The organism is Agrobacterium sp. BT-220-3, assembly GCF_025910175.1.
Taxonomy (GTDB): Bacteria; Pseudomonadota; Alphaproteobacteria; order Rhizobiales; family Rhizobiaceae; genus Agrobacterium; species Agrobacterium oryzihabitans.
In genome coordinates this window covers 1-20,223 of the sequence record NZ_JAPAIX010000008.1, presented here as the reverse complement: position 1 = coordinate 20,223, position 20,223 = coordinate 1, and the positions used below count along the sequence as shown (strand labels likewise).

The 20,223-nt window shown below is 59.1% G+C and carries 22 protein-coding genes and 1 pseudogene; 11 read left to right on the top strand and 12 right to left on the bottom strand.

Annotated features, from left to right (window positions below; translation table 11 throughout):
- Nucleotides 1-34 precede the first annotated feature (34 nt).
- Nucleotides 35-571, bottom strand: a complete 537-nt coding sequence (gene infC, locus OK142_RS18510) for a translation initiation factor IF-3 (protein WP_077224822.1) — start codon at nucleotides 569-571, stop codon at nucleotides 35-37.
- A 187-nt stretch (nucleotides 572-758) separates the two neighbouring features.
- On the opposite strand from infC, the gene OK142_RS18505 reads away from it, so the two are divergent.
- Both OK142_RS18505 and OK142_RS18500 read left to right on the top strand, forming a co-directional pair.
- Nucleotides 759-1,547 carry an alpha/beta hydrolase gene (locus OK142_RS18505; RefSeq protein ID WP_498684489.1) on the top strand — a complete coding sequence of 263 codons (789 nt, stop codon included), beginning with the start codon at nucleotides 759-761 and terminating at the stop codon, nucleotides 1,545-1,547.
- 119 nt (nucleotides 1,548-1,666) lie between these two features.
- A complete protein-coding gene (locus OK142_RS18500; RefSeq protein WP_313607540.1) occupies nucleotides 1,667-2,281 on the top strand; it encodes a transglutaminase-like cysteine peptidase in 615 nt (204 codons plus the stop codon).
- Between the two features lie 162 nt (nucleotides 2,282-2,443).
- On the opposite strand, the gene mbfA is transcribed toward OK142_RS18500, so the two are convergent.
- On the bottom strand, nucleotides 2,444-3,427 hold the full coding sequence (mbfA, locus tag OK142_RS18495) for an iron exporter MbfA (RefSeq protein ID WP_003493334.1): 984 nt from the start codon (nucleotides 3,425-3,427) through the stop codon (nucleotides 2,444-2,446).
- A 138-nt stretch (nucleotides 3,428-3,565) separates the two neighbouring features.
- On the opposite strand from mbfA, the gene OK142_RS18490 reads away from it, so the two are divergent.
- Together OK142_RS18490 and OK142_RS18485 are read left to right on the top strand one after the other, a co-directional pair.
- Nucleotides 3,566-4,039: a group III truncated hemoglobin gene (locus OK142_RS18490; protein ID WP_498684485.1), complete on the top strand. Its 474-nt coding sequence runs from the start codon at nucleotides 3,566-3,568 to the stop codon at nucleotides 4,037-4,039.
- A 189-nt stretch (nucleotides 4,040-4,228) separates the two neighbouring features.
- On the top strand, nucleotides 4,229-5,332 hold the full coding sequence (locus tag OK142_RS18485) for a TRAP transporter substrate-binding protein (protein ID WP_003493330.1): 1,104 nt from the start codon (nucleotides 4,229-4,231) through the stop codon (nucleotides 5,330-5,332).
- 6 nt (nucleotides 5,333-5,338) lie between these two features.
- On the opposite strand, the gene OK142_RS18480 is transcribed toward OK142_RS18485, so the two are convergent.
- Nucleotides 5,339-6,433: a helix-turn-helix transcriptional regulator gene (locus OK142_RS18480; protein WP_498684628.1), complete on the bottom strand. Its 1,095-nt coding sequence runs from the start codon at nucleotides 6,431-6,433 to the stop codon at nucleotides 5,339-5,341.
- Between the two features lie 141 nt (nucleotides 6,434-6,574).
- On the opposite strand from OK142_RS18480, the gene OK142_RS18475 reads away from it, so the two are divergent.
- Nucleotides 6,575-7,648, top strand: a complete 1,074-nt coding sequence (locus tag OK142_RS18475) for an alpha/beta hydrolase family protein (RefSeq protein ID WP_498684481.1) — start codon at nucleotides 6,575-6,577, stop codon at nucleotides 7,646-7,648.
- Nucleotides 7,649-7,665: 17 nt separating this feature from the next.
- On the opposite strand, the gene OK142_RS18470 is transcribed toward OK142_RS18475, so the two are convergent.
- The 3 genes from OK142_RS18470 to OK142_RS18460 form a co-directional block, all read right to left on the bottom strand.
- Nucleotides 7,666-8,184 carry a GNAT family N-acetyltransferase gene (locus OK142_RS18470; protein ID WP_082183502.1) on the bottom strand — a complete coding sequence of 173 codons (519 nt, stop codon included), beginning with the start codon at nucleotides 8,182-8,184 and terminating at the stop codon, nucleotides 7,666-7,668.
- A gap of 20 nt (nucleotides 8,185-8,204) precedes the next feature.
- Nucleotides 8,205-8,786 (bottom strand): helix-turn-helix domain-containing protein, encoded by a 582-nt coding sequence (locus OK142_RS18465; protein ID WP_498684479.1) that lies wholly within the window; start codon nucleotides 8,784-8,786, stop codon nucleotides 8,205-8,207.
- Nucleotides 8,787-8,881: 95 nt separating this feature from the next.
- On the bottom strand, nucleotides 8,882-9,283 hold the full coding sequence (locus OK142_RS18460; protein WP_003493319.1) for a ketosteroid isomerase-related protein: 402 nt from the start codon (nucleotides 9,281-9,283) through the stop codon (nucleotides 8,882-8,884).
- Between the two features lie 73 nt (nucleotides 9,284-9,356).
- Here OK142_RS18460 and OK142_RS18455 point away from each other — a divergent pair, with 73 nt between their 5' ends.
- The 3 genes from OK142_RS18455 to lepA all read left to right on the top strand — a co-directional run bounded on the left by OK142_RS18455 (nucleotide 9,357) and on the right by lepA (nucleotide 12,743).
- Nucleotides 9,357-9,977 (top strand): GNAT family N-acetyltransferase, encoded by a 621-nt coding sequence (locus OK142_RS18455; protein ID WP_498684477.1) that lies wholly within the window; start codon nucleotides 9,357-9,359, stop codon nucleotides 9,975-9,977.
- Nucleotides 9,974-10,843, top strand: a complete 870-nt coding sequence (locus tag OK142_RS18450) for a carbon-nitrogen hydrolase family protein (protein ID WP_498684475.1) — start codon at nucleotides 9,974-9,976, stop codon at nucleotides 10,841-10,843. Before OK142_RS18455 ends, OK142_RS18450 begins: the two co-directional genes overlap by 4 nt.
- A 61-nt stretch (nucleotides 10,844-10,904) precedes the next feature.
- Nucleotides 10,905-12,743 carry a translation elongation factor 4 gene (gene lepA / locus OK142_RS18445; protein ID WP_164056657.1) on the top strand — a complete coding sequence of 613 codons (1,839 nt, stop codon included), beginning with the start codon at nucleotides 10,905-10,907 and terminating at the stop codon, nucleotides 12,741-12,743.
- Between the two features lie 71 nt (nucleotides 12,744-12,814).
- Here the strand turns inward: lepA and OK142_RS18440 are convergent, their stop codons facing one another.
- Nucleotides 12,815-13,222: a DUF2000 family protein gene (locus OK142_RS18440; RefSeq protein ID WP_498684473.1), complete on the bottom strand. Its 408-nt coding sequence runs from the start codon at nucleotides 13,220-13,222 to the stop codon at nucleotides 12,815-12,817.
- A gap of 94 nt (nucleotides 13,223-13,316) precedes the next feature.
- On the opposite strand from OK142_RS18440, the gene OK142_RS18435 reads away from it, so the two are divergent.
- Nucleotides 13,317-14,093, top strand: coding sequence for an AraC family transcriptional regulator (locus tag OK142_RS18435; protein WP_164056359.1), 777 nt, complete (start codon nucleotides 13,317-13,319; stop codon nucleotides 14,091-14,093).
- Here the strand turns inward: OK142_RS18435 and OK142_RS18430 are convergent, their stop codons facing one another.
- Complete coding sequence (locus OK142_RS18430) at nucleotides 14,094-14,981, bottom strand: NAD(P)/FAD-dependent oxidoreductase (RefSeq protein WP_498684471.1); 888 nt, start codon at nucleotides 14,979-14,981, stop codon at nucleotides 14,094-14,096.
- Nucleotides 14,982-15,136: 155 nt separating this feature from the next.
- On the opposite strand from OK142_RS18430, the gene OK142_RS18425 reads away from it, so the two are divergent.
- Nucleotides 15,137-15,595 carry an Rrf2 family transcriptional regulator gene (locus OK142_RS18425; RefSeq protein WP_498684469.1) on the top strand — a complete coding sequence of 153 codons (459 nt, stop codon included), beginning with the start codon at nucleotides 15,137-15,139 and terminating at the stop codon, nucleotides 15,593-15,595.
- 68 nt (nucleotides 15,596-15,663) lie between these two features.
- Here the strand turns inward: OK142_RS18425 and OK142_RS18420 are convergent, their stop codons facing one another.
- Together OK142_RS18420 and OK142_RS18415 are read right to left on the bottom strand one after the other, a co-directional pair.
- A complete protein-coding gene (locus tag OK142_RS18420; protein ID WP_003493304.1) occupies nucleotides 15,664-15,981 on the bottom strand; it encodes a hypothetical protein in 318 nt (105 codons plus the stop codon).
- 73 nt (nucleotides 15,982-16,054) lie between these two features.
- Complete coding sequence (locus OK142_RS18415; protein ID WP_498684467.1) at nucleotides 16,055-17,467, bottom strand: aminotransferase-like domain-containing protein; 1,413 nt, start codon at nucleotides 17,465-17,467, stop codon at nucleotides 16,055-16,057.
- A gap of 116 nt (nucleotides 17,468-17,583) precedes the next feature.
- On the opposite strand from OK142_RS18415, the gene OK142_RS18410 reads away from it, so the two are divergent.
- Nucleotides 17,584-18,459 carry a DMT family transporter gene (locus OK142_RS18410; RefSeq protein ID WP_498684465.1) on the top strand — a complete coding sequence of 292 codons (876 nt, stop codon included), beginning with the start codon at nucleotides 17,584-17,586 and terminating at the stop codon, nucleotides 18,457-18,459.
- Between the two features lie 11 nt (nucleotides 18,460-18,470).
- On the opposite strand, the gene OK142_RS18405 is transcribed toward OK142_RS18410, so the two are convergent.
- Both OK142_RS18405 and OK142_RS18400 read right to left on the bottom strand, forming a co-directional pair.
- Nucleotides 18,471-19,580, bottom strand: a complete 1,110-nt coding sequence (locus OK142_RS18405) for a glycoside hydrolase family 25 protein (RefSeq protein WP_035241456.1) — start codon at nucleotides 19,578-19,580, stop codon at nucleotides 18,471-18,473.
- Nucleotides 19,581-19,787: 207 nt separating this feature from the next.
- Nucleotides 19,788-20,111: pseudogene (locus OK142_RS18400) on the bottom strand (DDE-type integrase/transposase/recombinase); the annotation flags it as partial.
- Nucleotides 20,112-20,223: the final 112 nt, after the last annotated feature.

Here is a 20,223-nt window from a genome sequence, read left to right as displayed (position 1 = left end):
GGATACGCGCCAGTGATGTGAACGCGTAAAAAGATTATTTCGGGGCGAGAACCATCATCATCTGACGGCCTTCCAGCTTCGGCTCGGCTTCAACCTTGGCAATTGCCTGGGTGTCTTCCTTCACCTGAAGGAGAAGCTTCATGCCAAGTTCCTGGTGAGCCATTTCGCGGCCACGGAACTTCAGCGTTACCTTCACCTTGTCGCCTTCGTCAAAGAACCGGTTCATCGCCTTCATCTTCACGTCATAGTCATGCGTGTCGATGTTGGGGCGCATCTTGATTTCCTTGACCTCAACGATCTTCTGTTTCTTGCGCGCCTCGGCCGCCTTCTTCTGGGTCGAGTATTTCAGCTTGCCGAGATCGAGGATCTTGCATACCGGCGGTTCAGCGTTCGGCGAAATCTCAACGAGATCGAGACCAGCCTCCTCCGCCATCTTCAAAGCCTGATCCGTCGGCATGCTACCGAGGTTCTGGCCTTCTTCATCAATAAGCTGAACTCTGGGAACCCGAATTTCCCGGTTGGAGCGCGGCCCCTCCTTGACGGGGGCATCGGCTTTGAAAGGTCTGCGAATGGTCGTATTCTCCTGATCTGTTTCTGGATCACGTCAGCAAAAAACAGCTTGTTTGGTACAAGCGGCGGAAATGTCGTTATTGCCGTGGCGAAGTCAATAGCATATCTGCCCGAAAAGATCACCTGTTGCCACGGTTTTTGCAAATACGCCGCCGATATTGCACGAAAATCAGGAGAATTGCATATACATGACCGAACAAGCCGCTGAATTCCTGCACGTAGGGGTGGGCGACGATGCCCGCAACATCGCCTTTCTCCATCGCCCGGCGGCTTCGGGCGGGAACATGCCCATGCTTGTCTGGCTCGGCGGCTATCGTTCCGACATGACCGGAACCAAGGCGGTGGAACTCGATCGCTTTGCGGCGGAAAACGGCCTTGCCTGCCTGCGGCTCGATTATTCCGGCCACGGCGCTTCCGGCGGTGACTTCAGGAAGGGCACCATCTCAAGATGGCTGGAAGAAGCAATTGCCGTGGTGCGGGCGAAGGCGCCATCGCACGTCATTCTTATCGGCTCTTCGATGGGCGGCTGGATTGCGCTGCGCATGGTCGAGGAGTTGCGCAAGATGGGTGGCGCGCCCTCCGTCGCAGGGCTGGTCCTCATTGCGCCCGCGCCCGATTTCACTGCAGAACTGATAGAGCCGAGCCTGAGCAATGCTGAAAAGGCGTCGCTGGAGGAAAGGGGCTACTTCGAGGAACATTCGGAATACAGCCCCGAGCCCAACATCTTCACGCGCGCGCTGATGGAAGACGGAAAGCAGAACCGCGTTCTGACGGGCATCATCACCACCGGATGCCCCGTTCACATCCTCCAGGGCATGCGCGATCCGGATGTGCCCTATCAGCATGCGCTAAAGCTCATGGAACATCTCCCGGCGGATGATGTCGTCCTGACCCTTATCCGCGATGGCGACCACCGGCTTTCCCGGCCGCAGGATATCGACAGGATGCTGGCCGCGGTCAAAGCCCTTGCAATATAGGCATTTGCGCAACGCTCTTAACCATATTCAACGAGTCTTGCGCATCGCCGATTGCTAATGATTGACTCAAGCCCCCCATCCCTCTTAACTTTTCGTTAAGAATTTAAGGGACGGGTTTCATGATGAACGCACCGCTGGCGCGTGCGCTGCTGTCTGCAGTTGCCGCCGGGCTAATGACTGCTGCTTCCGCCATGGCGGAAACCAAGGGAAGCCCTTCCATGGTGACGGGCGGAATTACATCCCAGCCGATCGGCCATTATGAGTTCTGTCAGAAATATGCGGACGAGTGCAACATTCGCAGCAAGATGACGCCGCCGCCGCGCGTTACCGACTATGGCTGGGGTGTGGTTCGCGAGATCAACACCTCCGTCAACACCACCGTCGTCGCCATGACCGACCAGGAAATCTACGGCAAGGACGAAGTGTGGGAATATCCGACGACCGCAGGCGACTGCGAAGATTTCGTGCTGCTGAAGCGCAAGAAGCTGATCGAGCGCGGTTTCTCCGTTGCCGACCTCTTGATCACCGTCGTGCGCAAGCCGGACGGTGAAGGCCATGCCGTGCTGACGCTCCGCACGACCGATGGCGATTACATTCTCGACAATCTCACCGACGATGTGAAGCTCTGGACCGACACCAACTACACCTATCTGAAGCGGCAGGCGTCCTTCAATACGGGTCGCTGGGTCTCCATCGAGGATGGCCGCGACGTTCTGGTTGGCGCGCTGCGCTGATCGGCTGGAAAACCTCGCCTCCGTCATCCTCGGGCTTGACCCGAGGATTCACGATTTCATTGGCTTATGGATTCTCGGGTCAAGCCCCAGAATGACGTCGCGTTTTAGGCAAGGATGTGATCCGACAAGCCTCGGCCGTTATTCTCGCAGCCTTTCCAGCTCTCACCCGTTGCCGATGATGATACCGGCGGCGAGCACCAGCGAGCCGCCGAGCACCACCTGAAACACTGCCCGCAGGAACGGCGTTTCCATGAAACGGTTCTGAATGAAAGCGATGGCCCAGAGTTCCACGAAAACGACGATGGCGGCAATCGCCGTAGCCGTCCAGAAATGCGGAATGAGATAGGGAAGCGCATGGCCAAGGCCGCCGACGGCCGTCATGATGCCCGAGGCGAAACCGCGCTTTACCGGAGAGCCACGGCCGGAAAGCTTGCCATCGTCATGGGCAGCCTCGGTGAAGCCCATGGAAATACCCGCACCAACGGAGGCGGAGAGGCCGATCAGAAAGGTCTGCCAGGTATCCTGCGTGGCAAAGGCGGCGGCAAAGATTGGCGCCAGTGTGGAGACCGAGCCATCCATCAACCCCGCAAGGCCCGGCTGCACATAGGTCAGAAGAAATTGCCGTTTTGCGGTTTCCGCCTCTTCGGTCTTGCCGTTTTCGTCGAGATGTTTCTCTTCCAGCATCTGCGCGATGTCTTCGTGGCCACGCTCGGCCTCAGCCAGATCGCCCAGCAGCTTGCGCGTTGAAGCATCGCTGGTGCGCTTCACCGCCTCATCGTAGAAACGGATCGCCTGGGCTTCCATCAATTCGGCCTGTGCGCGAATTTTCTCGAGCGACAGGTTCTTTACGAGCCAGTCCGGCGTGCGCTCGTAAAATCCGCGCACATGCTCGCGCCGGATCAGCGGGATCGTTTCTCCGAAGCGGCGGCGATGCATGTCGATCAGCACGTTACGATGCTGCTGCTCAACCTCGGCCATGTCGTCGAAGACCTTTGCGGATTGCGGAAATTGCGCACGCAGATGATCGGCATAGGAGCGGTAAATGCGGGAATCATCCTCTTCGGATGAAATGGCGAGCGCCAGGATTTCCTGTTCACCAAGGGAGGAAAAAGGACGTTTGGACAGGGAAAAAAGACTGCGGAACATGACTGAAACCTTTTTAGAATAATTCTAAATACATCTGGATCGCGTCACGATCAAGCTTTTTAGAATAATTCTAATGGGCCAAAGGGTCGCATTGCGGATGGCGATGGAGCGACGTAAATTCACTGAAAAGGAAGCACGATGCAGGACCAGATCGCAGCAAGAGCCGCACACAATGCGGAAATTCGAGACAGGGCGGAAAAGGCCATGGCAGAGATCGGCGTTAATGCCGCTTTCATCGACCTGCTGGTGGAGACATTTTACGGCCGCGTTCTCAACCATCCCACACTCGGCCCTGTCTTCGACGCACGGCTTGCCGGACGCTGGCCAGAGCACATGGCCAGAATGAAACAGTTCTGGAGTGGCGTCGCCTTCAAGAACGGCAGTTATGGCGGCAAACCGGTGCAGGCGCATCTTGGCGTAAATGGCATGTCGGCCGAGCTTTTCCCGCAATGGCTCACGTTATTCTCCGCTACGCTTGACGATATCGCGCCGAGCCGACAGGCCCATGACTGGTTCATGGAAACGGCGCAACGCATCGCCAGAAGCCTGACGCTTTCGCTGTTTTACAATCCGGCGATGGACGACCCGGCGTTAAAGCGTACCCATCCGTAACGACGCCTGGACGGTGGCCACAGGAGAGACGTGATCGCGTGCCAAAGCAGCAACCCAAAAGTGTTGCAGGAGACCGCGCAGGTTTCGAACATTCCCTCTTGATGGCCGCAAGGATAAATGTTTAGTAGCCAGCGGGAGGCGTACCGTGCGGTTCGCCTATAATATGCAGACATAGCAGGGCTTATCGACATGGATCGCAGATCATTTATCCGCAAGGCGGGCGCTGTTGGCGCCGGTGTTACCGCAACGGCACTGGCCGCCCCGGCCATTGCGCAGGAAAACCCAAAAATCACCTGGCGCATGACGTCGTCCTTCACCAAGGGCCTCGACATTCTTTTCGGCGCGGGCCAGATCGTCGCCGATCATGTCAAGGAAGCCTCAGGCGGCAACTTCGTCATCCAGCATTTCGCCGGTGGCGAAATCGTGCCGGCGTTGCAGGCGGCGGATGCGGTGACGGCCGGAACCGTCGAAATGGCGCATACCTGCTCCTATTATTATGTCGGCAAGGACCCGACCTTCGCGCTTGGTACTTCGGTTCCCTTCGGTCTCAATGCGCGCCAGACAAATGCCTGGTTCAACCAGGCGGGCGGCAACGAGCTGCTGAATGAGTTCCTCGCCCAGCACAACATCTACTCGATCCTTCTCGGCAATACCGGTGCCCAGATGGGCGGCTGGTTCCGCAAGGAAATCAACACCATCGACGACCTGAAGGGTCTGAAGATGCGCATTGCCGGCCTGACCGGCCAGGTGATGCAGAAGGTTGGCGTGACACCGCAGCAGATCGCTGGCGGCGATGTTTATGCCGCTCTGGAAAAGGGCACGATCGACGCCACCGAATTCGTCGGTCCCTATGACGACCAGAAGCTCGGCTTCTACAAGGTCGCGAAATATTACTACTATCCGGCATGGTGGGAAGGCGGCCCGGCCGTTCATGCTTTCGTAAACCTGCAGAAGTTCAACGAGCTGCCGGAGAACTACAAGCGCATCCTGAAAGACGCCTGTGCGGCCGGTAGCGCCAGCATGCTGGAGCGTTACGACGCGCACAACCCGAAGGCGCTGAAGGAACTCGTGGCACAGGGCGCCATCCTGCGGCCGTTCAGCCAGGAGATCCTCGATGTCTGCCACAAGGCGGCGCAGGACACCTATGCGGAGATTTCGGCCAAGAACGAAAGCTTCAAGAAGATCTACGAAAGCCAGCAGGCGTTCAAGAAGGACGCCTATCTCTGGGCCCAGATCGCCGAATATACCTATGACACCTACATGATGATCCAGCAGCGCAACGGCACGCTCTGATCCTCATCATTTCCCGACCATCTTCAGACGGTCATCCGGCACCTGCCGGGTGGCCGTTTTGTTTGGCGAGACCAGCTTCCACACCTGCCGTTCACGCCAGTCGATCGGGCTCATGCCGGTGACACGGCGAAATTCCCGGTTGAAGTTGGACTTGGTCTGGAAACCGGAGGAGAACATGATCGCGGTTACCGATTGTTCCGTCTCCTCCAGCAGGCGGCAGGCTTCGCGGATACGGAGTTGGTTGACATATTGCGAGACGTTCACGCCAAGCGAGCGATTGATCGCGCCGGAAATCTGGCGGCTCGGTAAGCCCAGACGCCTCGCAAGCCGCGACAGGTTGAGGTTCTCGTCGCGATAAAGCGTCTGCGCGGTCATCAGGCTGTCAAGGCTTGCTACAATGTCGCGGTCCTGTTGCGATGGCTCGGAAGGAGGCGGCAGTTCCTCAGATGGCTCCGCAGATGTTTGCGGTCCTTTGCTTTTTCCAGCCAGAGCCGCCATCAGACCGATGAGCAACAGCCCGAAAAGATTGGCGTTGCTGACGAGAACGGCGACATTTTCTCCATGAGCCCATTCGAAATCGAGAAACACCAGAAGATCGAACAGCGCTGAAACACAAAGTGCCACGGCGGCGATGATGAGCGCCCTGTGCGCCGAGGTGACACTTGCAAATTGCGCCTCGTCCAGCCCGTCAGGCCCTTTCCCTCCCAGAAGAAGCAGTGCAACGGCATGGCCGACAAAGATAAGGATCAAGGCAGGATCGATCGCAACCGGCAGGGCGAATTCCAGAGCGATGATCAGCAGAGGCGAAAGCACGAGACTTGCCAACATCGCTCTTCTGCTCTCTGCGCCGACCCTCATCAGGCCGCGAAAGGCGATATAGACGAGGGGCGGCAGGCACGCGGCCAGAACTGGCAGGACGTAACGCACCGCATTCACGCCATACCCCCAGCGCAGGCCGACAAGAACGGATTGCACCGCGCAAAGGGCGATCAGGGCCAGAAAGGCGCGGTTCGTGCGCACATCATCCCCGCTTCGAACGAAGACGATGAACATGACGACCAGCAGAAGCGCCACAACGAATGGCAACGGTATGAACAGCACGAACGAATACCCCCAAACGGCGACCTGTTGTCTTCTCATGGACCAGATCGCGTTTCGGTACGACCTGAAACGCGATCAAGGACGCCGAAAATACGTGACGGCGCAGATTAAGCCTCGTTTTTCCAACCGCACGAGGTTTGCATGCGCTCTATCATCACCGCCACGACAATACTGTTTTCCGCTTTTCTCACCCAGCCCGTTTTTGCGGCCGAAGCTGTCGGCGTCAGCGAAATCGCCATCCCTTCTCCCGAACGCGGAAAAAATCTTGCCGTCACCGTCTGGTATCCATCCGACGGCAGCGGCGTGAAGACGCTTTCCGGCGACGATCGGATTTTTCAGGGTACGCCCGTCTTCAAGGACGGCGACGTGAAGCCGGGTCGCCTGCCACTGGTGCTTCTGTCGCACGGTTCGGGTTCAAGAGTGACCGGCATGGGCTGGATCGCCGCGAGACTGGCCAGCGAAGGTTTCATCGTCGCCGGACCCAACCATCCCGGCACTACCAGCGGCGATTCAACCCCCGCCGATACGCCGAAAATCTGGGAGCGGACCAACGATCTTTCCACAATCGTGACAGCCTTGACGACGCAAGGCAGCTGGTCCGGCGCAATCGACACAGACAGGATCGGCGTCCTCGGCTTTTCGCTGGGCGGAAGTGCCGCTCTGGAAATCTCGGGCGCGCGTGCCGATCTCGACGCCTATGCGCGTTATTGCGACGAGTATGCCACGATGATGGATTGCCAATGGTTCGCCGGCGGCCGGGGCTATATCAAAAACGAGCCGGTCAGCGTGCCGAAGCTAGATTTGCGCAGCATCGACAAGGCGCGTTTCGAGCAGCAAAACCGCGATCCGCGCATTCGCTCCGCCGTGTTGATCGACCCAGGCCTGGCGCTGGCCTTCAAACCGGACAGCCTGAAAGCGATTGATATTCCGCTGACCTTCATCAATCTCGGCAGCAAGGGGAAAATTCCGCCTGCCGTGCTTGCGGACAGGCTTGCGGCTGCGATACCCGCCGCAACCTACCAGCAGGTCGACGAGGCCGATCACTTCAGCTTCCTGCCCCTTTGCAAACCGGATGCCGGCGCATTTCTCAAATCCGTCGGCGAGCGCGATCCGATCTGCGAACCGGCCGGGTCCCGCGACCGAGGGGATATTCATGCGCAGCTGGAGACGATGATCGTCGCCGCCTTCAACCGCACATTGAAGCCGGGACAATAAGAGGCAGCCTGAAGGGCCTAGCCGATCCGCTTGTAAAACAGGGTCGTGCCGCAGAAGCGCCCGTCGGGAAACAGTGCGTAGTCGGGAATAACGCCGACCCGCTCCCAGCCGAGACGGGGATAGATCGCCTCCGCGTCACTGCCCGTGGCCGTATCCAGCACCAAAAGGGTGCGGCCACGTTTTGCCGCCTCCTCCTCGACTTCTTGCATGAGCTTGCGGGCAAGCCCCAGGCCACGCGCGGAAGGATGCACAAGGAGCTTCATCAGATCGCCGCGATGCGGCTGGTTCGGTTTGGAGGCAAGGCCGACCTGCACGGTGCCCACCACCTTGCCATCCACTTCCGCCACCACGTGAATGGTACCGCCCTCACCTACCGCTTCTGCAACTGCCTGCCAGAAGGGCTCAGCATCCTGCGGTGAAAAGGGCAACATAAACCCCACGGATGCGCCGCCGTTCACGCAGGCGGCCAGAACGTCGCAAAGTTCGGGCAAGGCGTCGATGGTCTCTTGCCCGTTCAACACACGGATGGTGGTCATGATAACTCCTGTCGGGAAAATCAGCGCTGCTTTTGATCCAGCACGACGGCATAACGGGCAGGTTTTTGCGTGGGATTGTGGAAAACATGTCCCTCGCCCACCGGCATGAAAAGACAATCGCCGGGTTCCAGCCGGTAGATTTCTCCACCGCTCGTCATTTCAAGCACACCTTCGAAAAGCCATACATATTGCGTCATGCCGCGGCTTGCCGCATGCGGCGGGAAACCGACACGTGCACCCGCCGGGAACTCGACCTCGACGATATCGACGTCGGAACCGACGCGTGGAGGCGAGATGGCGCGGCGCACATAACCGGTCTCCGGGTCTTTCCAGAGCTGCTGGTCGCGCTTTTTCACCAGCGGGGAAACGGCCTCTTCGTTTTCGGCGAAAAAGCCGGACAGGGACAGGCCAAGTGCGGCGCAGATGCGGGCAAGCAGCGACGCCGTGGGGCTCGCCTCGCCACGTTCGATCCGGGAAATCATGGCGCGGCTGACGCCGGATTCGGCGGCGAGCCGGTCCAGCGTCAGGCCGTTTTCAGCGCGCAACGTTTTGATGCGCTCACCGATCGAGCGTTCGAGAATAAAATCTTCGTTTTCCATCATGCGAGAATTACATTTCTCGCATGATGGAGTCAACATCCATTATAATAGAAACAATGATCGCCTTTTGTCGCTGGTTCCGCTTGGCAAAAGATGCCTCAGGCGCCGACCTGGGCAATCCAGTCGTTCAGATTATAGTAGTTAGTTACTCGGCTAACTTTTCCATCCTTCAGGTCGAAGAATGCGCCGGCAGGCAGGACATATTTCTGGCCGCTCGCTTCCGGCAGACCTTCATCGGTTGCGAGATATTCCCCGTTCACGATGAATTCCGCAGAAGCGCGCTTGCCGTCCTCGCTCGCCATGATGACCATCTCGGTGAGATTTTCCCTATAGCAGCGGTTCATGTGGTCCATGAAGGAGGCAAAAGCCGCCTTTCCGGTCTGGCGCTCGCCCTGATTGATGTCGTGCACCACCTCGTCGTGAAGAAGCGCCAGAAAGGCATCCATGTCCTGACGGTTGAAGGCATCGTAATAGGCGCGGATGGTCTCAGTGGCGGTCATTGTCTTCTCCGTTCAATGCTTGCGCGGGTTTTCCATGACGGTATAACCAGTGCAACCGAAAGTGAAAATGCCCATGACCGTCGAAATCAAGTCTCTTTCCGGCATCGACGCCACGCCCTATCTGGGTGACCTTGCGCGCCTGAGGATCGAGGTGTTTCGCGCCTTTCCCTATCTCTATGACGGCTCATTGCACTACGAGCGCAAATATCTGGCGACCTATGCCGACACGAAAGGTGCGGTTTTCGTGCTGGCGCTTGACGCCGGGAAAGAGGGCGAACAGGTCGTGGGCATGTCCACCGGCATGCCGATGGCGGCGGAAACGGACGACGTGAAGATGCCCTTCCTCAAGGCGGGTTACGATCCGGACAGGATATTCTATTTCGGTGAAAGCGTGCTTCTCCCCGAATATCGCGGTCATGGCGTCGGCGTGCGGTTCTTCGAGGAGCGGGAGGCGCACGCAAGAAAGCTTGGCTTCGACTGCTGCACCTTCTGCGCTGTCGAGCGACCCGCAGACCATCCGCGCCGGCCAGTGGATTACGTGCCGCTGAATGCCTTCTGGGAAAAACGCGGCTATCTCCATCACCCCAAGCTGCGCACCAGCTTTACCTGGCGAGACCTCGACGAGAGCGTTGAGAGCCCGAAACCCCTGTCCTTCTGGATGAAGACCATAGCCGCCGGAGAGGAAAGCAGATGACAAAACTCGCCGCCAGCCAATATGCCATCGAACTGATCGAGACATGGGAAGCCTATGCCGCCCATCTTTCTGCCATCGTGCGTGAGGCGAAAGAAAGAGGCGCAGAGCTGCTGCTGCTGCCGGAATATTCGGCCATGGCGCTGACCGGGCAACTACCGCCCGACGCGCGCTGCGATCTGCACCGTTCCATCGAAGAGATACAGCCGCTCATTCCCTCCTGGGTCGAGCTTTGCGAAGAGCTGGCGCGGCAACATCAAATCCTGTTTCAACCGGGCAGCGCACCGGTGAAAGACAAGGACGGCAAGTTCCGCAACCGCGCGTGGCTGTTCGGCCCGGAGGGGCTTATCGGTTATCAGGACAAGCAGATCATGACCCGCTTCGAGCGGGAACAATGGAATATCCATGCCGGCATCGAGGGTCTGAAAGCCTTCGAGACGCCGATCGGCACGCTTGGCATCCTCATCTGCTACGATAACGAGTTCCCGATGCTTGGCCGGAAGCTGGCCGAGCTTGGCGTCGAACTGGTTCTCGCGCCCAGCTGTACCGACACGCTGGCGGGTGCCTACCGGGTGCGCATCGGCGCGCAGGCCCGGGCGCTCGAAAACCAATATGCCATTCTCTCCTCCCCCACGGCAGGCGAGGCCCCATGGTCTCCCGCCGTCGATGAAAATCGTGGCCGCGCCGCACTTTACGTGCCGTCCGACTACGGCATGCCGGCCTCCGGTATCGTTGCGGAAAGCGAAAGCGATACGGTGACACAAAGCACGCTGCTGATTGCCGATATCGACCTTGCTGCCGTGGCGAGGCTCAGAACCGAGGGACAGGTGGCTACCCGCCGCGACTGGCCAGAGCAATTTGCGATCTGAAAAGCCCATTTTAAAGGGCTTTTAACCAAATTCCCGCTTTGCGGTGTGACAAGCCCCTGCTATAGCGCGGGGCATGAGCACAAATTCGACCCGCACGCCCCTGGACCATATCCGCAACTTCTCGATCGTTGCCCACATCGATCACGGCAAATCGACGCTGGCCGACCGGTTGATCCAGTCGACAGGCGGCCTTGCCGAGCGCGATATGTCGGAACAGGTTCTCGATTCGATGGACATCGAACGCGAGCGCGGCATCACCATCAAGGCCCAGACCGTGCGCCTGCACTACAAGGCGAACAACGGCGAAACCTATGTGCTGAACCTCATCGACACGCCCGGTCACGTCGACTTTGCCTATGAAGTGTCCCGCTCGCTCTCCGCCTGCGAAGGCTCATTGCTGGTGGTGGACGCCTCACAGGGTGTGGAAGCCCAGACGCTGGCCAACGTCTATCAGGCGATCGACAACGATCATGAACTGGTCACCGTGCTCAACAAGATCGACCTGCCGGCGGCCGAACCCGACCGCATCAAGGAACAGATCGAGGAAGTGATCGGCATCGATGCTTCCGACGCCGTGATGATTTCGGCCAAAACCGGTCTTGGCATTCCCGATGTTCTGGAAGCCATCGTCAACCGCCTGCCACCGCCGACGAGCGATGTCGGCGAAAACGGGCCGCTCAAGGCGCTGCTGGTCGACAGCTGGTACGACACCTATCTCGGCGTCATGGTTCTCGTGCGCGTCATTGATGGCGTGCTGACAAAGGGCCAGCAGATCCGGATGATGGGTTCGGGCGCGAAATATGGCGTCGAGCGCGTCGGCGTGCTCACCCCGAAAATGGTCAATGTCGACAGCCTCGGCCCCGGCGAGATCGGTTTCATCACCGCCTCGATCAAGGAAGTCGCCGATACGCGTGTCGGCGATACGATTACCGACGACAAGCGCCCGACGGCGCAGGCCCTGCCCGGCTTCAAGCCCGCGCAGCCCGTGGTGTTCTGCGGTCTCTTCCCGGTCGATGCGGCCGATTTCGAAGACCTGCGCGCGGCGGTGGGCAAGCTTCGCCTCAACGACGCGTCGTTCTCCTTCGAAATGGAATCGTCCGCCGCTCTCGGCTTCGGTTTCCGCTGCGGCTTCCTTGGCCTGCTGCATCTTGAAATCATTCAGGAACGCCTCGAGCGCGAGTTCAATCTCGACCTCGTCGCGACAGCACCTTCGGTTGTCTATGAAATGTCGCTGACGGATGGCACCGAGAAGGAACTGCACAACCCGGCCGACATGCCTGATGTTGTGAAGATCAAGGAAATCCGTGAGCCGTGGATCAAGGCGACGATCCTGACGCCTGACGAATATCTTGGTGGCATTCTGAAGCTCTGTCAGGACCGGCGCGGCCTGCAGACCGAGCTGACCTATGTCGGCAACCGCGCGATGATCACCTATGAATTGCCGCTCAACGAAGTGGTGTTCGATTTCTACGACCGGCTGAAATCCATCTCCAAGGGTTACGCCTCGTTCGATTACAACATCATCGACTACCGCGCCGGCGATCTCGTCAAGATGTCGATCCTCGTCAATGGCGATCCGGTGGATGCGCTGTCCATGCTGGTACACCGCTCGGCGGCCGACCGGCGCGGACGCGGCATGTGCGAAAAGCTGAAGGAACTCATTCCGCCGCACATGTTCCAGATCCCGATCCAGGCAGCCATCGGCGGCAAGGTCATAGCCCGCGAAACCGTGCGCGCGCTGCGCAAGGACGTGACGGCGAAGTGCTATGGCGGCGACGCGACGCGCAAACGCAAGCTTCTGGACAAGCAGAAGGAAGGCAAAAAGCGCATGCGCCAGTTCGGCAAGGTGGAAATTCCGCAGGAAGCCTTTATCGCCGCTTTGAAGATGAACGACGAATAAGCGACAGCCATATCGTCATTGCTTTTAAAAGGGAGGCTTACCGCCTCCCTTTTTACATTCAGGACACCTGCTCAGGCGTGAAGCTTCGCGCCCTTGGTGATCTTGTCGACGATTTTCTTATCCGCTCTCAGCGCCATGCCCACCACCTTTGCATTGTCAGGCGAAAATTCCGAAAATACCTGGCGGTTGGCGACGTCGTGGCCGGTGGCAAACATTTCCTCGATGTAGAGCGATGTGGTGACGTCGCGTTCGAGCGATCGTTGATGGATCTTGCGCAGCGCTTCCTGATCCGTGGCCATCACGACAATCGGCTGGACGGAAAGGGGATTGTAGACGTTGCCCGCCCCGTCGCGGTATGGTTCGCCAATGATCTCTCTGGTCTGGGCGACAATCCCGGACATGAGAAATGCGGTGACGTTCAGTTTTTGCCATACGGCAAGGTCATCACGAAGGATGACGGCGATCTTGGTATCAAACATGCGAACTCAATCTGGCTGTGGTTACGAAAGAGAAGCAATCCTAGATGCTTCGGGCGTCAGCGATCTTGAACGTTCGTGCAAATTCGAGGGGATTGTGCAGGCACCTTCGAGCGAGGGTATCGAGCGCATCGAGGCGCGCTTTCATGGCAACGCCTATGCGCCGCATCGCCACGATACCTATGCGCTGGGCGTCACGCTTTCCGGCGTCCAGACCTTTTCCTATCGTGGTACAGCCCATTTCAGCACGCCCGGAAAGGTGATCGTTCTGCATCCGGACGAAGTTCACGATGGCGGCGCGGGCACCGATGAAGGTCTGCTTTACCGTATGCTCTACCTTCCACCGGAAAAGACGATGGAAGCGGGTTATCACACGCTACCCTTCGCAAGAAATCCCGTCATCGAGGACGAGGAGTTCAGGCAATGCCTGATCGAGGCGCTCGGCAATCTCGAAGGCGAGCCGGATAATCTGCTCCTGACCGACTGGCAATCCAGACTGGCGGATCTGCTTTTTAAGCATTCGAACGGAAGTGAGAGAACCATCAAGCGGCTGGACCGGAGCGCCGTTTTCCGTTGCCGGGACTATTTGCTGGAAAACAGCGCCGTTTCGGTCGGTTCAGACGAGCTGGAGGAAATAAGCGGGCTCGATCGCTTCACCCTCTTTCGTCACTTCCGCTGCCTGTTCGGCACGAGCCCGCATCGTTATCTCATCATGCGGCGTCTGCAAAAATGCAAGGACATGATGCGCGCGGGTGCGGGCCTTGCCGAAACGGCGTTTGCCTGCGGCTTTGCGGATCAGGCGCATTTTACCCGCCACTTCAAGAATGCCTTCGGCATGCCTCCGGGCCGCTGGCTGAGCCTTGTTTCGCACTGATCATTCCGGGAACATGATCGACCTGTGAGCCGCAGTCCCTGCCATGGCGCCGTCGCCCACCGAAAGAGCGACCGACCCGGCGGGTCTGGCCACATCGCCGCAGGCGAAGATGCCGCGCACTGTCGTCTGTTTCATGGCATCCGTCACGATGCTTGATCCCATTGGCCCCTCTTCCACGGTGCAGCCGAGCTTTTCGACCCAGTCCGAGGTGATCTTTAATTTCGGTTGCGTGAAAAGCCCGACCAAAGCAATGCTGCGCCCGTCCGCAAGAACGACATCCGCATGCCCCGCGATTTCCTTGATGCGCTCTTTTTCCACACGGACGCCCCGGGCTGACAGAAGTGCGCTCTGTTCGGCATCGGCTACAAATATACCGTTTGTGAAGAAGGTGGTTTCACCCCAGTCCGGCAGCATCAGCGCATGGTGGATGGCCAGCGGCGAGGCCGCGATGACGCCGATCTTGCCCTTGTTCAGTTCGTATCCATGGCAATAGGGGCAATGGAAGACGGTGCTGCCCCAGCGTTCCTTCAGCCCGGCTATGTCAGGCAGTTCATCGGCAACACCCATGGCCAGAATGAGCCGGGCCGCGCTTTCGCGGCGAATGCCATCAATCTCGACGATAAAGTCGTCAAAAGCCCCTTCAGCATTCGTTACCCTGCCCTTTGCCCAGTGTATCGTCGGGTAGCCCTCAATTTGGCGGCGCGCCTCGGCGATGATTTCGCCCGGGGCCTTGCCGTCCTGGCCGAGAAAACCGTGGGAGTGGCTTGCGAAGCGGTTTCTCCGCTCACCCGCATCCACCACGAGGATGTTTTTTCGGGCGCGGCCGAGCTGCAGGGCAGCGGAGAGGCCGGCATAACTGCCGCCGATGATGATGACGTCGTATTTCATGATGCACCTATCGTTCTGAAGCCGAGCCGGAAGCACTCGTTCAATTTCACGATACTTATATTGTTACGTGATTTTTGGAGTCAATAGTCACGCAACTTATATTGTTACGTCAGAAGGAAGCTGATAACATCGCCAAAAACAGACGGGCTTCAGCAATGAGACACGATACGCGCCTCTCGCGGGTGCTGCATATTCTGATCCATATGGAAAAACATGAGGGCGCAGCCACCTCCGAGAGCATCGCGGCGATGCTTCAGACCAACCCTGTGGTGGTGCGCAGAACCATGGCGGGCCTGCGGGAGCACGGTTATGTGTCTTCGGAAAAGGGTCATGGCGGCGGCTGGGTTCTGGCGCGGCCCCTCAGCGACATCACGCTGCTTGATATCTACCGGGCGCTCGGCACACCGGAACTCTTCTCGATAGGGCTCGCAGGTGACAATCCGAACTGCGTGATTGAGCAGGCCGTCAATGCAGCACTCTTTGATGCCATGAAGGAAGCGGAAGCAATTCTCCTGTCCCGCTTTGGAAGCATTGCGCTTTCAGCGCTGGCGGAAGAATCGATCGCCCGCTGGTCCAGGCTTTCCAACCACCCTTCCGCCATGGAGAAGCTCTGAAGCGGGCCTTACGGCAACGAAAAACCGCCTGCGCGGAGGCAGGCGGTTTCATCAGATCGTTGAAACCGTTACGGCTGGGTCTGGGTGCCGCCGGTATTCGGGCTAGCCGGTGCCGTATTGTTGGCGGGCGGCGTTGCCGGGGTCGTCGGAGCCATGGGCGCCGGTGCCTGATCCGTTGCCGCGGGCGGCGTGGTTGAGGATGTCGTTGCCGGATCCGTGGTCGGGCCGCTCATCTGCGACCAGGCGAAAACGCCCACCAGAACAACAACGATAATCGCCAGCCACGGCATCCAGGACGGAGACGTGCGGACACGCGGGTCATTGTTGATATTCACTTCCGGACGAAGATCGCGGTCCGGGCGCGGGTTGTTGGGATCGAATGTCATGGTATTTTCCTCCTCTTCACTCTGGGGAGAAAACGGTGTTCACGGGATTTTGTTCCGATTCGTGCCAACCGGCCTATGACGGGCGATGATCGGCCCTCTGCCCAAGGGCGTCCGCCAGCACCGCCATGACCTGTGGACCGGCCATTTGCGACACGTTGAAACGCATGAAACCGGAGGCGTTCTGCGAGGAGCTGAAAACATTGCCGGGGGCCAGCACCACCTGCTGCGAGAGCGCCCGGCGCGCCACATCAGCGGCATCGACGCCTTCCGGCAGGCGGCACCATAAAAACATGCCCGCCTGCGGCTCGATCCACGGCACGCATCCAACTGCCTTCAAACGCGCCGCCGCCTCCAGCACCGCCGCCGCAAGACGTTGCCGAAGCGCCTCGACATGCTTGCGGTAACTACCGTCAGTCAAAAGCGACAGGACCAGCGCTGCCGAAAAATGCGCGCCGCCAAAAGCGGTGGCGATCTTGAGATCGTTCAGGGCTTCCACCCATGCCGAAGGCGCTGCGATAAAACCACACCGCACGGACGCGGACAGCGTTTTTGAAAAACTGCCGATCTGGACCACTCGATTGAGCCCATCGAAAGCCGCCAGCCGTGGTGCCGCCTGGGTTTCGAAATCGGCAAAAATATCGTCCTCGATGATGGTAAGACCCGCCTGTTCGGCCAGCATCAGCAGGCGATGGGCGGAAACGGCGGAAAGCCTTGCGCCTGTCGGATTATGGATCGCCGAATTGGTAATATAAAGACGGGGACTGTGCTCTCGCAGGGCCTGCTCGAAAAGCGGCAGGTCCGGTCCCGTTGGCGTATAGGGCACCCCGACAATCTTCACCCGGTGCGCCCGCAAAAGGGCATGGAAATTGAAATAGCAGGGATCATCGACAATCACCGTATCCCCCGGCTGCAGCAGGAAACGGCACAGCAGATCGATCGCCTGCGTGCCGGAATCGGTCAGCATGATCTGGCTGGCGCCCGCCTGCACGCCATGTTCTGCGAGCCTGCGCGACAAAAGCTGGCGCAGCGGCAACAATCCCATCGGGCTCGCATAATCCGTCAGCAGGGAAGTATCCGCACGGGCAAGCCCTCTCATTGCCCGCCTCAGCGCTTGCTCGGGCATCCATGACGCGGGAAGCCAGCCGCAACCGGGCTTGGCAAGGGCCGTCGCCTCATCCAGCGCTTGCCGCGACACCCAGAGCGGATCGACCGCCCTATCCAGTTGAGGTTCGATATCGGCAAGAGAGAGCGGCGCAAGCGGACCCGCCACAAAAAAACCGGAGCCCGGGCGAGAGCTTATGGTGCCATCCGCCACCAGTCGATCATAGGCCTCGACAATGGTGGAGGTGGAGACCTGCATGGCCTTTGCCAACGCCCTGACGGACGGCAATCTCGCCCCTGGAACAAGGCTGCGCGAGGCGATGCGTTGCCGCACACTTGCCATCACCTTTTCTATGCGCGTGCCCGCAATGATCTGCCCGTCCACATTTTCCTCCAACCGTACCGCCCAAACAACCATAACAGTTTCTTGAAATTGTATATGATTGTCGCTGTTGCCGCCAGCCGTTCAGGATCAAGAAGGGAAAAATACAGGAGACGATCATGGACAAGACGACAAGCGGCTGGCTGAACGGCCTTATCGGCGTGGTGATATTCAGCGGTTCGCTGCCCGCCACCCGCATTGCGGTCACGGGTTTCGACCCGGTGTTCCTGACCGTCGCCCGCGCCAGCATTGCCGGACTTCTGGCCCTCGCTTTGCTTTTCCTGTTCAGGCAAAAACGCCCGGCACGCGATGATCTGACATCGCTTTTCATCGTATCCTTCGGCGTGGTGGTGGGTTTTCCGCTTTTGACGGCGCTGGCACTGCGGCACGTGACCTCGGCGCACTCCATTGTCTTCGTCGGATTGCTGCCGCTCGCAACCGCGATTTTCGCCGTGCTGCGCGGCGGAGAGCGCCCTCGCGCTGCCTTCTGGTTCTTTTCCTGCGTCGGCAGTGCCCTGGTGGCTGGCTACTCATTGTGGAATTCGCTTGCCGCCGGCATAAGCGCCTCGCTTGCCGGCGACCTACTGATGCTGGGCGCGATTATCGTCTGCGGGCTTGGTTATGCGGAAGGTGCGGCCCTTTCCCGCAAACTGGGCGGCTGGCAGGTCATATCCTGGGCGCTGGTTCTGTCCCTGCCGGTTATGCTGCCGCTTGCTTTTTTGACGGGGCCGCAGACCCTTGCCGGCATCGATCCGCAGGCCTGGGGCGGCCTTGCCTATGTGTCGCTGTTCAGCATGCTGATCGGCTTCATCTTCTGGTATCGCGGGCTGGCGCTCGGCGGCATCGCCGCGGTGGGCCAGTTGCAATTGCTGCAGCCGTTCTTCGGGCTGGTGCTTGCAGCAACCCTGCTGCACGAGGAGGTCAGCCCGGCAATGATCGGTATCACGCTTGTGGTGGTGCTGTGTGTTGCCGGCGCCAGAAAATTTGCGCGCTGACGCCCGCCGCTTCAGCTTGAGCGGCGGTCCACCCAGCGATGCCAGGCATCCTCGCTGCCGTTGAAGACGTTGAGATCGATGCGGCCATCGACACCATGTGACAGGCCGGAGCCGGAATATTGCCAGAACAGCCACTTGCGGCCCGGATAAACCACGGACGGATGCTGGGCGACGGCACGCAGCCAGAAGGGATAGTCTTGGAACTCGCCGGTCAGATTGTCCTTATAAAAATCGGGTGCGGTGTAAATGATCGGCCGCTGGCCATAATGGCGCTCGAGCTTGTCCATGAATACGCGCATCTTTTCCAGAACGCGCTCGCGGGAATGGCGCATCTTGCAGCTTGATTCGCCGTTATATTCCACGTCGATCACCGGCGGCAGCGCATCGGGATCACGCGGAACATTGCGAATGAACCAGTCCGCCTGCTCACTGGCCGAGCGGCACCAATAGAAGAAGTGGTAGGCACCACGGCGGATACCGGCCTCCTTCGACCGCTGCCAGTTGGTGCGGAACATCGGATCAAGATGATCGCCGCCATCGGTCGCCTTGATGAAAGCGAAATTGGCACCGCGCGTGCGCAGCTGCGGCCAGTTTATATTGGCCTGCCAGCGGGATACATCCACCCCATGGACCTGGAAGTGGCGTGGCTGGACCCTGCCGAAATTGATGGGCTTGGCATCGGTGAAGCTGGAGCGGAAGATGCGCGAGCGCACCTGAGCGCCGGCGCTCGCCGCCGGGGCGGCGGCCATGGCGAGTTGCACCGGACGCTCCATCTGGCGATCCGTGGGGCGTTCCGCCGGCCGTATCATGCCAGCCTGCGACGGGACCGGCAGGCGGATTTCAGGCGCGTTCTGCGGCAGGGACGCCCGTGGCGTAACGGCGGAAAAAGCCTTTGGTTCTTCCGGCACCGGGCCGCCCCATGCCAGAACTTCCTGTCGTGGCTGAGCGTTTATGGTCTGGGTGCCGACACTTGCCTGCGGGACGGGAGCAGACGGTGTGACCGAACTCGTCGTTTCCTTCGACGGCAAGCCGGCCACCAGGCTTTCCGGCCCGGAACTGGACGTACAGCCCCCAAGCAGAAGGCAACCGAAGAGAAATGCTGGCACAGCCGATGAACGCATGAGAACCCGTACGCAAAACAATCGGGGGCACTCTGACGCCGCCCGGAGACCTCGAAATACAATTGCTAACGGAAGATTATCAAAAAAGACTGAATCTTATCTTTACGCCGGCACCTGCCAATGCGCCCGTCAATTCTGGCAGGCCAAACGGCATCGTAAAGTTAATGGCCGAGAAGCAATAGGATGACGCTGGCCGGGTTGTACCGCTTATACCCGAGCGATTTGCGCCCACAGGTCCATCGCCTGCGAACGCAATTCGCGATGATGGCTGGAGGAGATGCCATGGCGGGGGATGTGGAACAGGTTGGCAATTGGATCATGGATAGAGACGAAGCGTTGTAGATGTCGCTGTGACTTGAAGCGCTTCATGATCCGCTCTCGCCGCCGGATTGGTTGGTGAGAATTCTCTGCCCGATTATTCAAGCCTTTATGCGAACGGTGCTCGACACCGGGCATGATCTCTCGCTTTGCTGCGCCGTAGGATCGCAGCTTGTCAGTGATCATCACACGAGGTGACCGGCCTTGGTCGCGCCTTCGCCAACGAGATCCGAGCCGATCATCCGGTCGGCTCGGAGATAAATGGCACCTCGATGAGGCCGTTGTTTCAATTTGCGGCAAGAGGCGTTGGCTGTGGCGTGCCGTC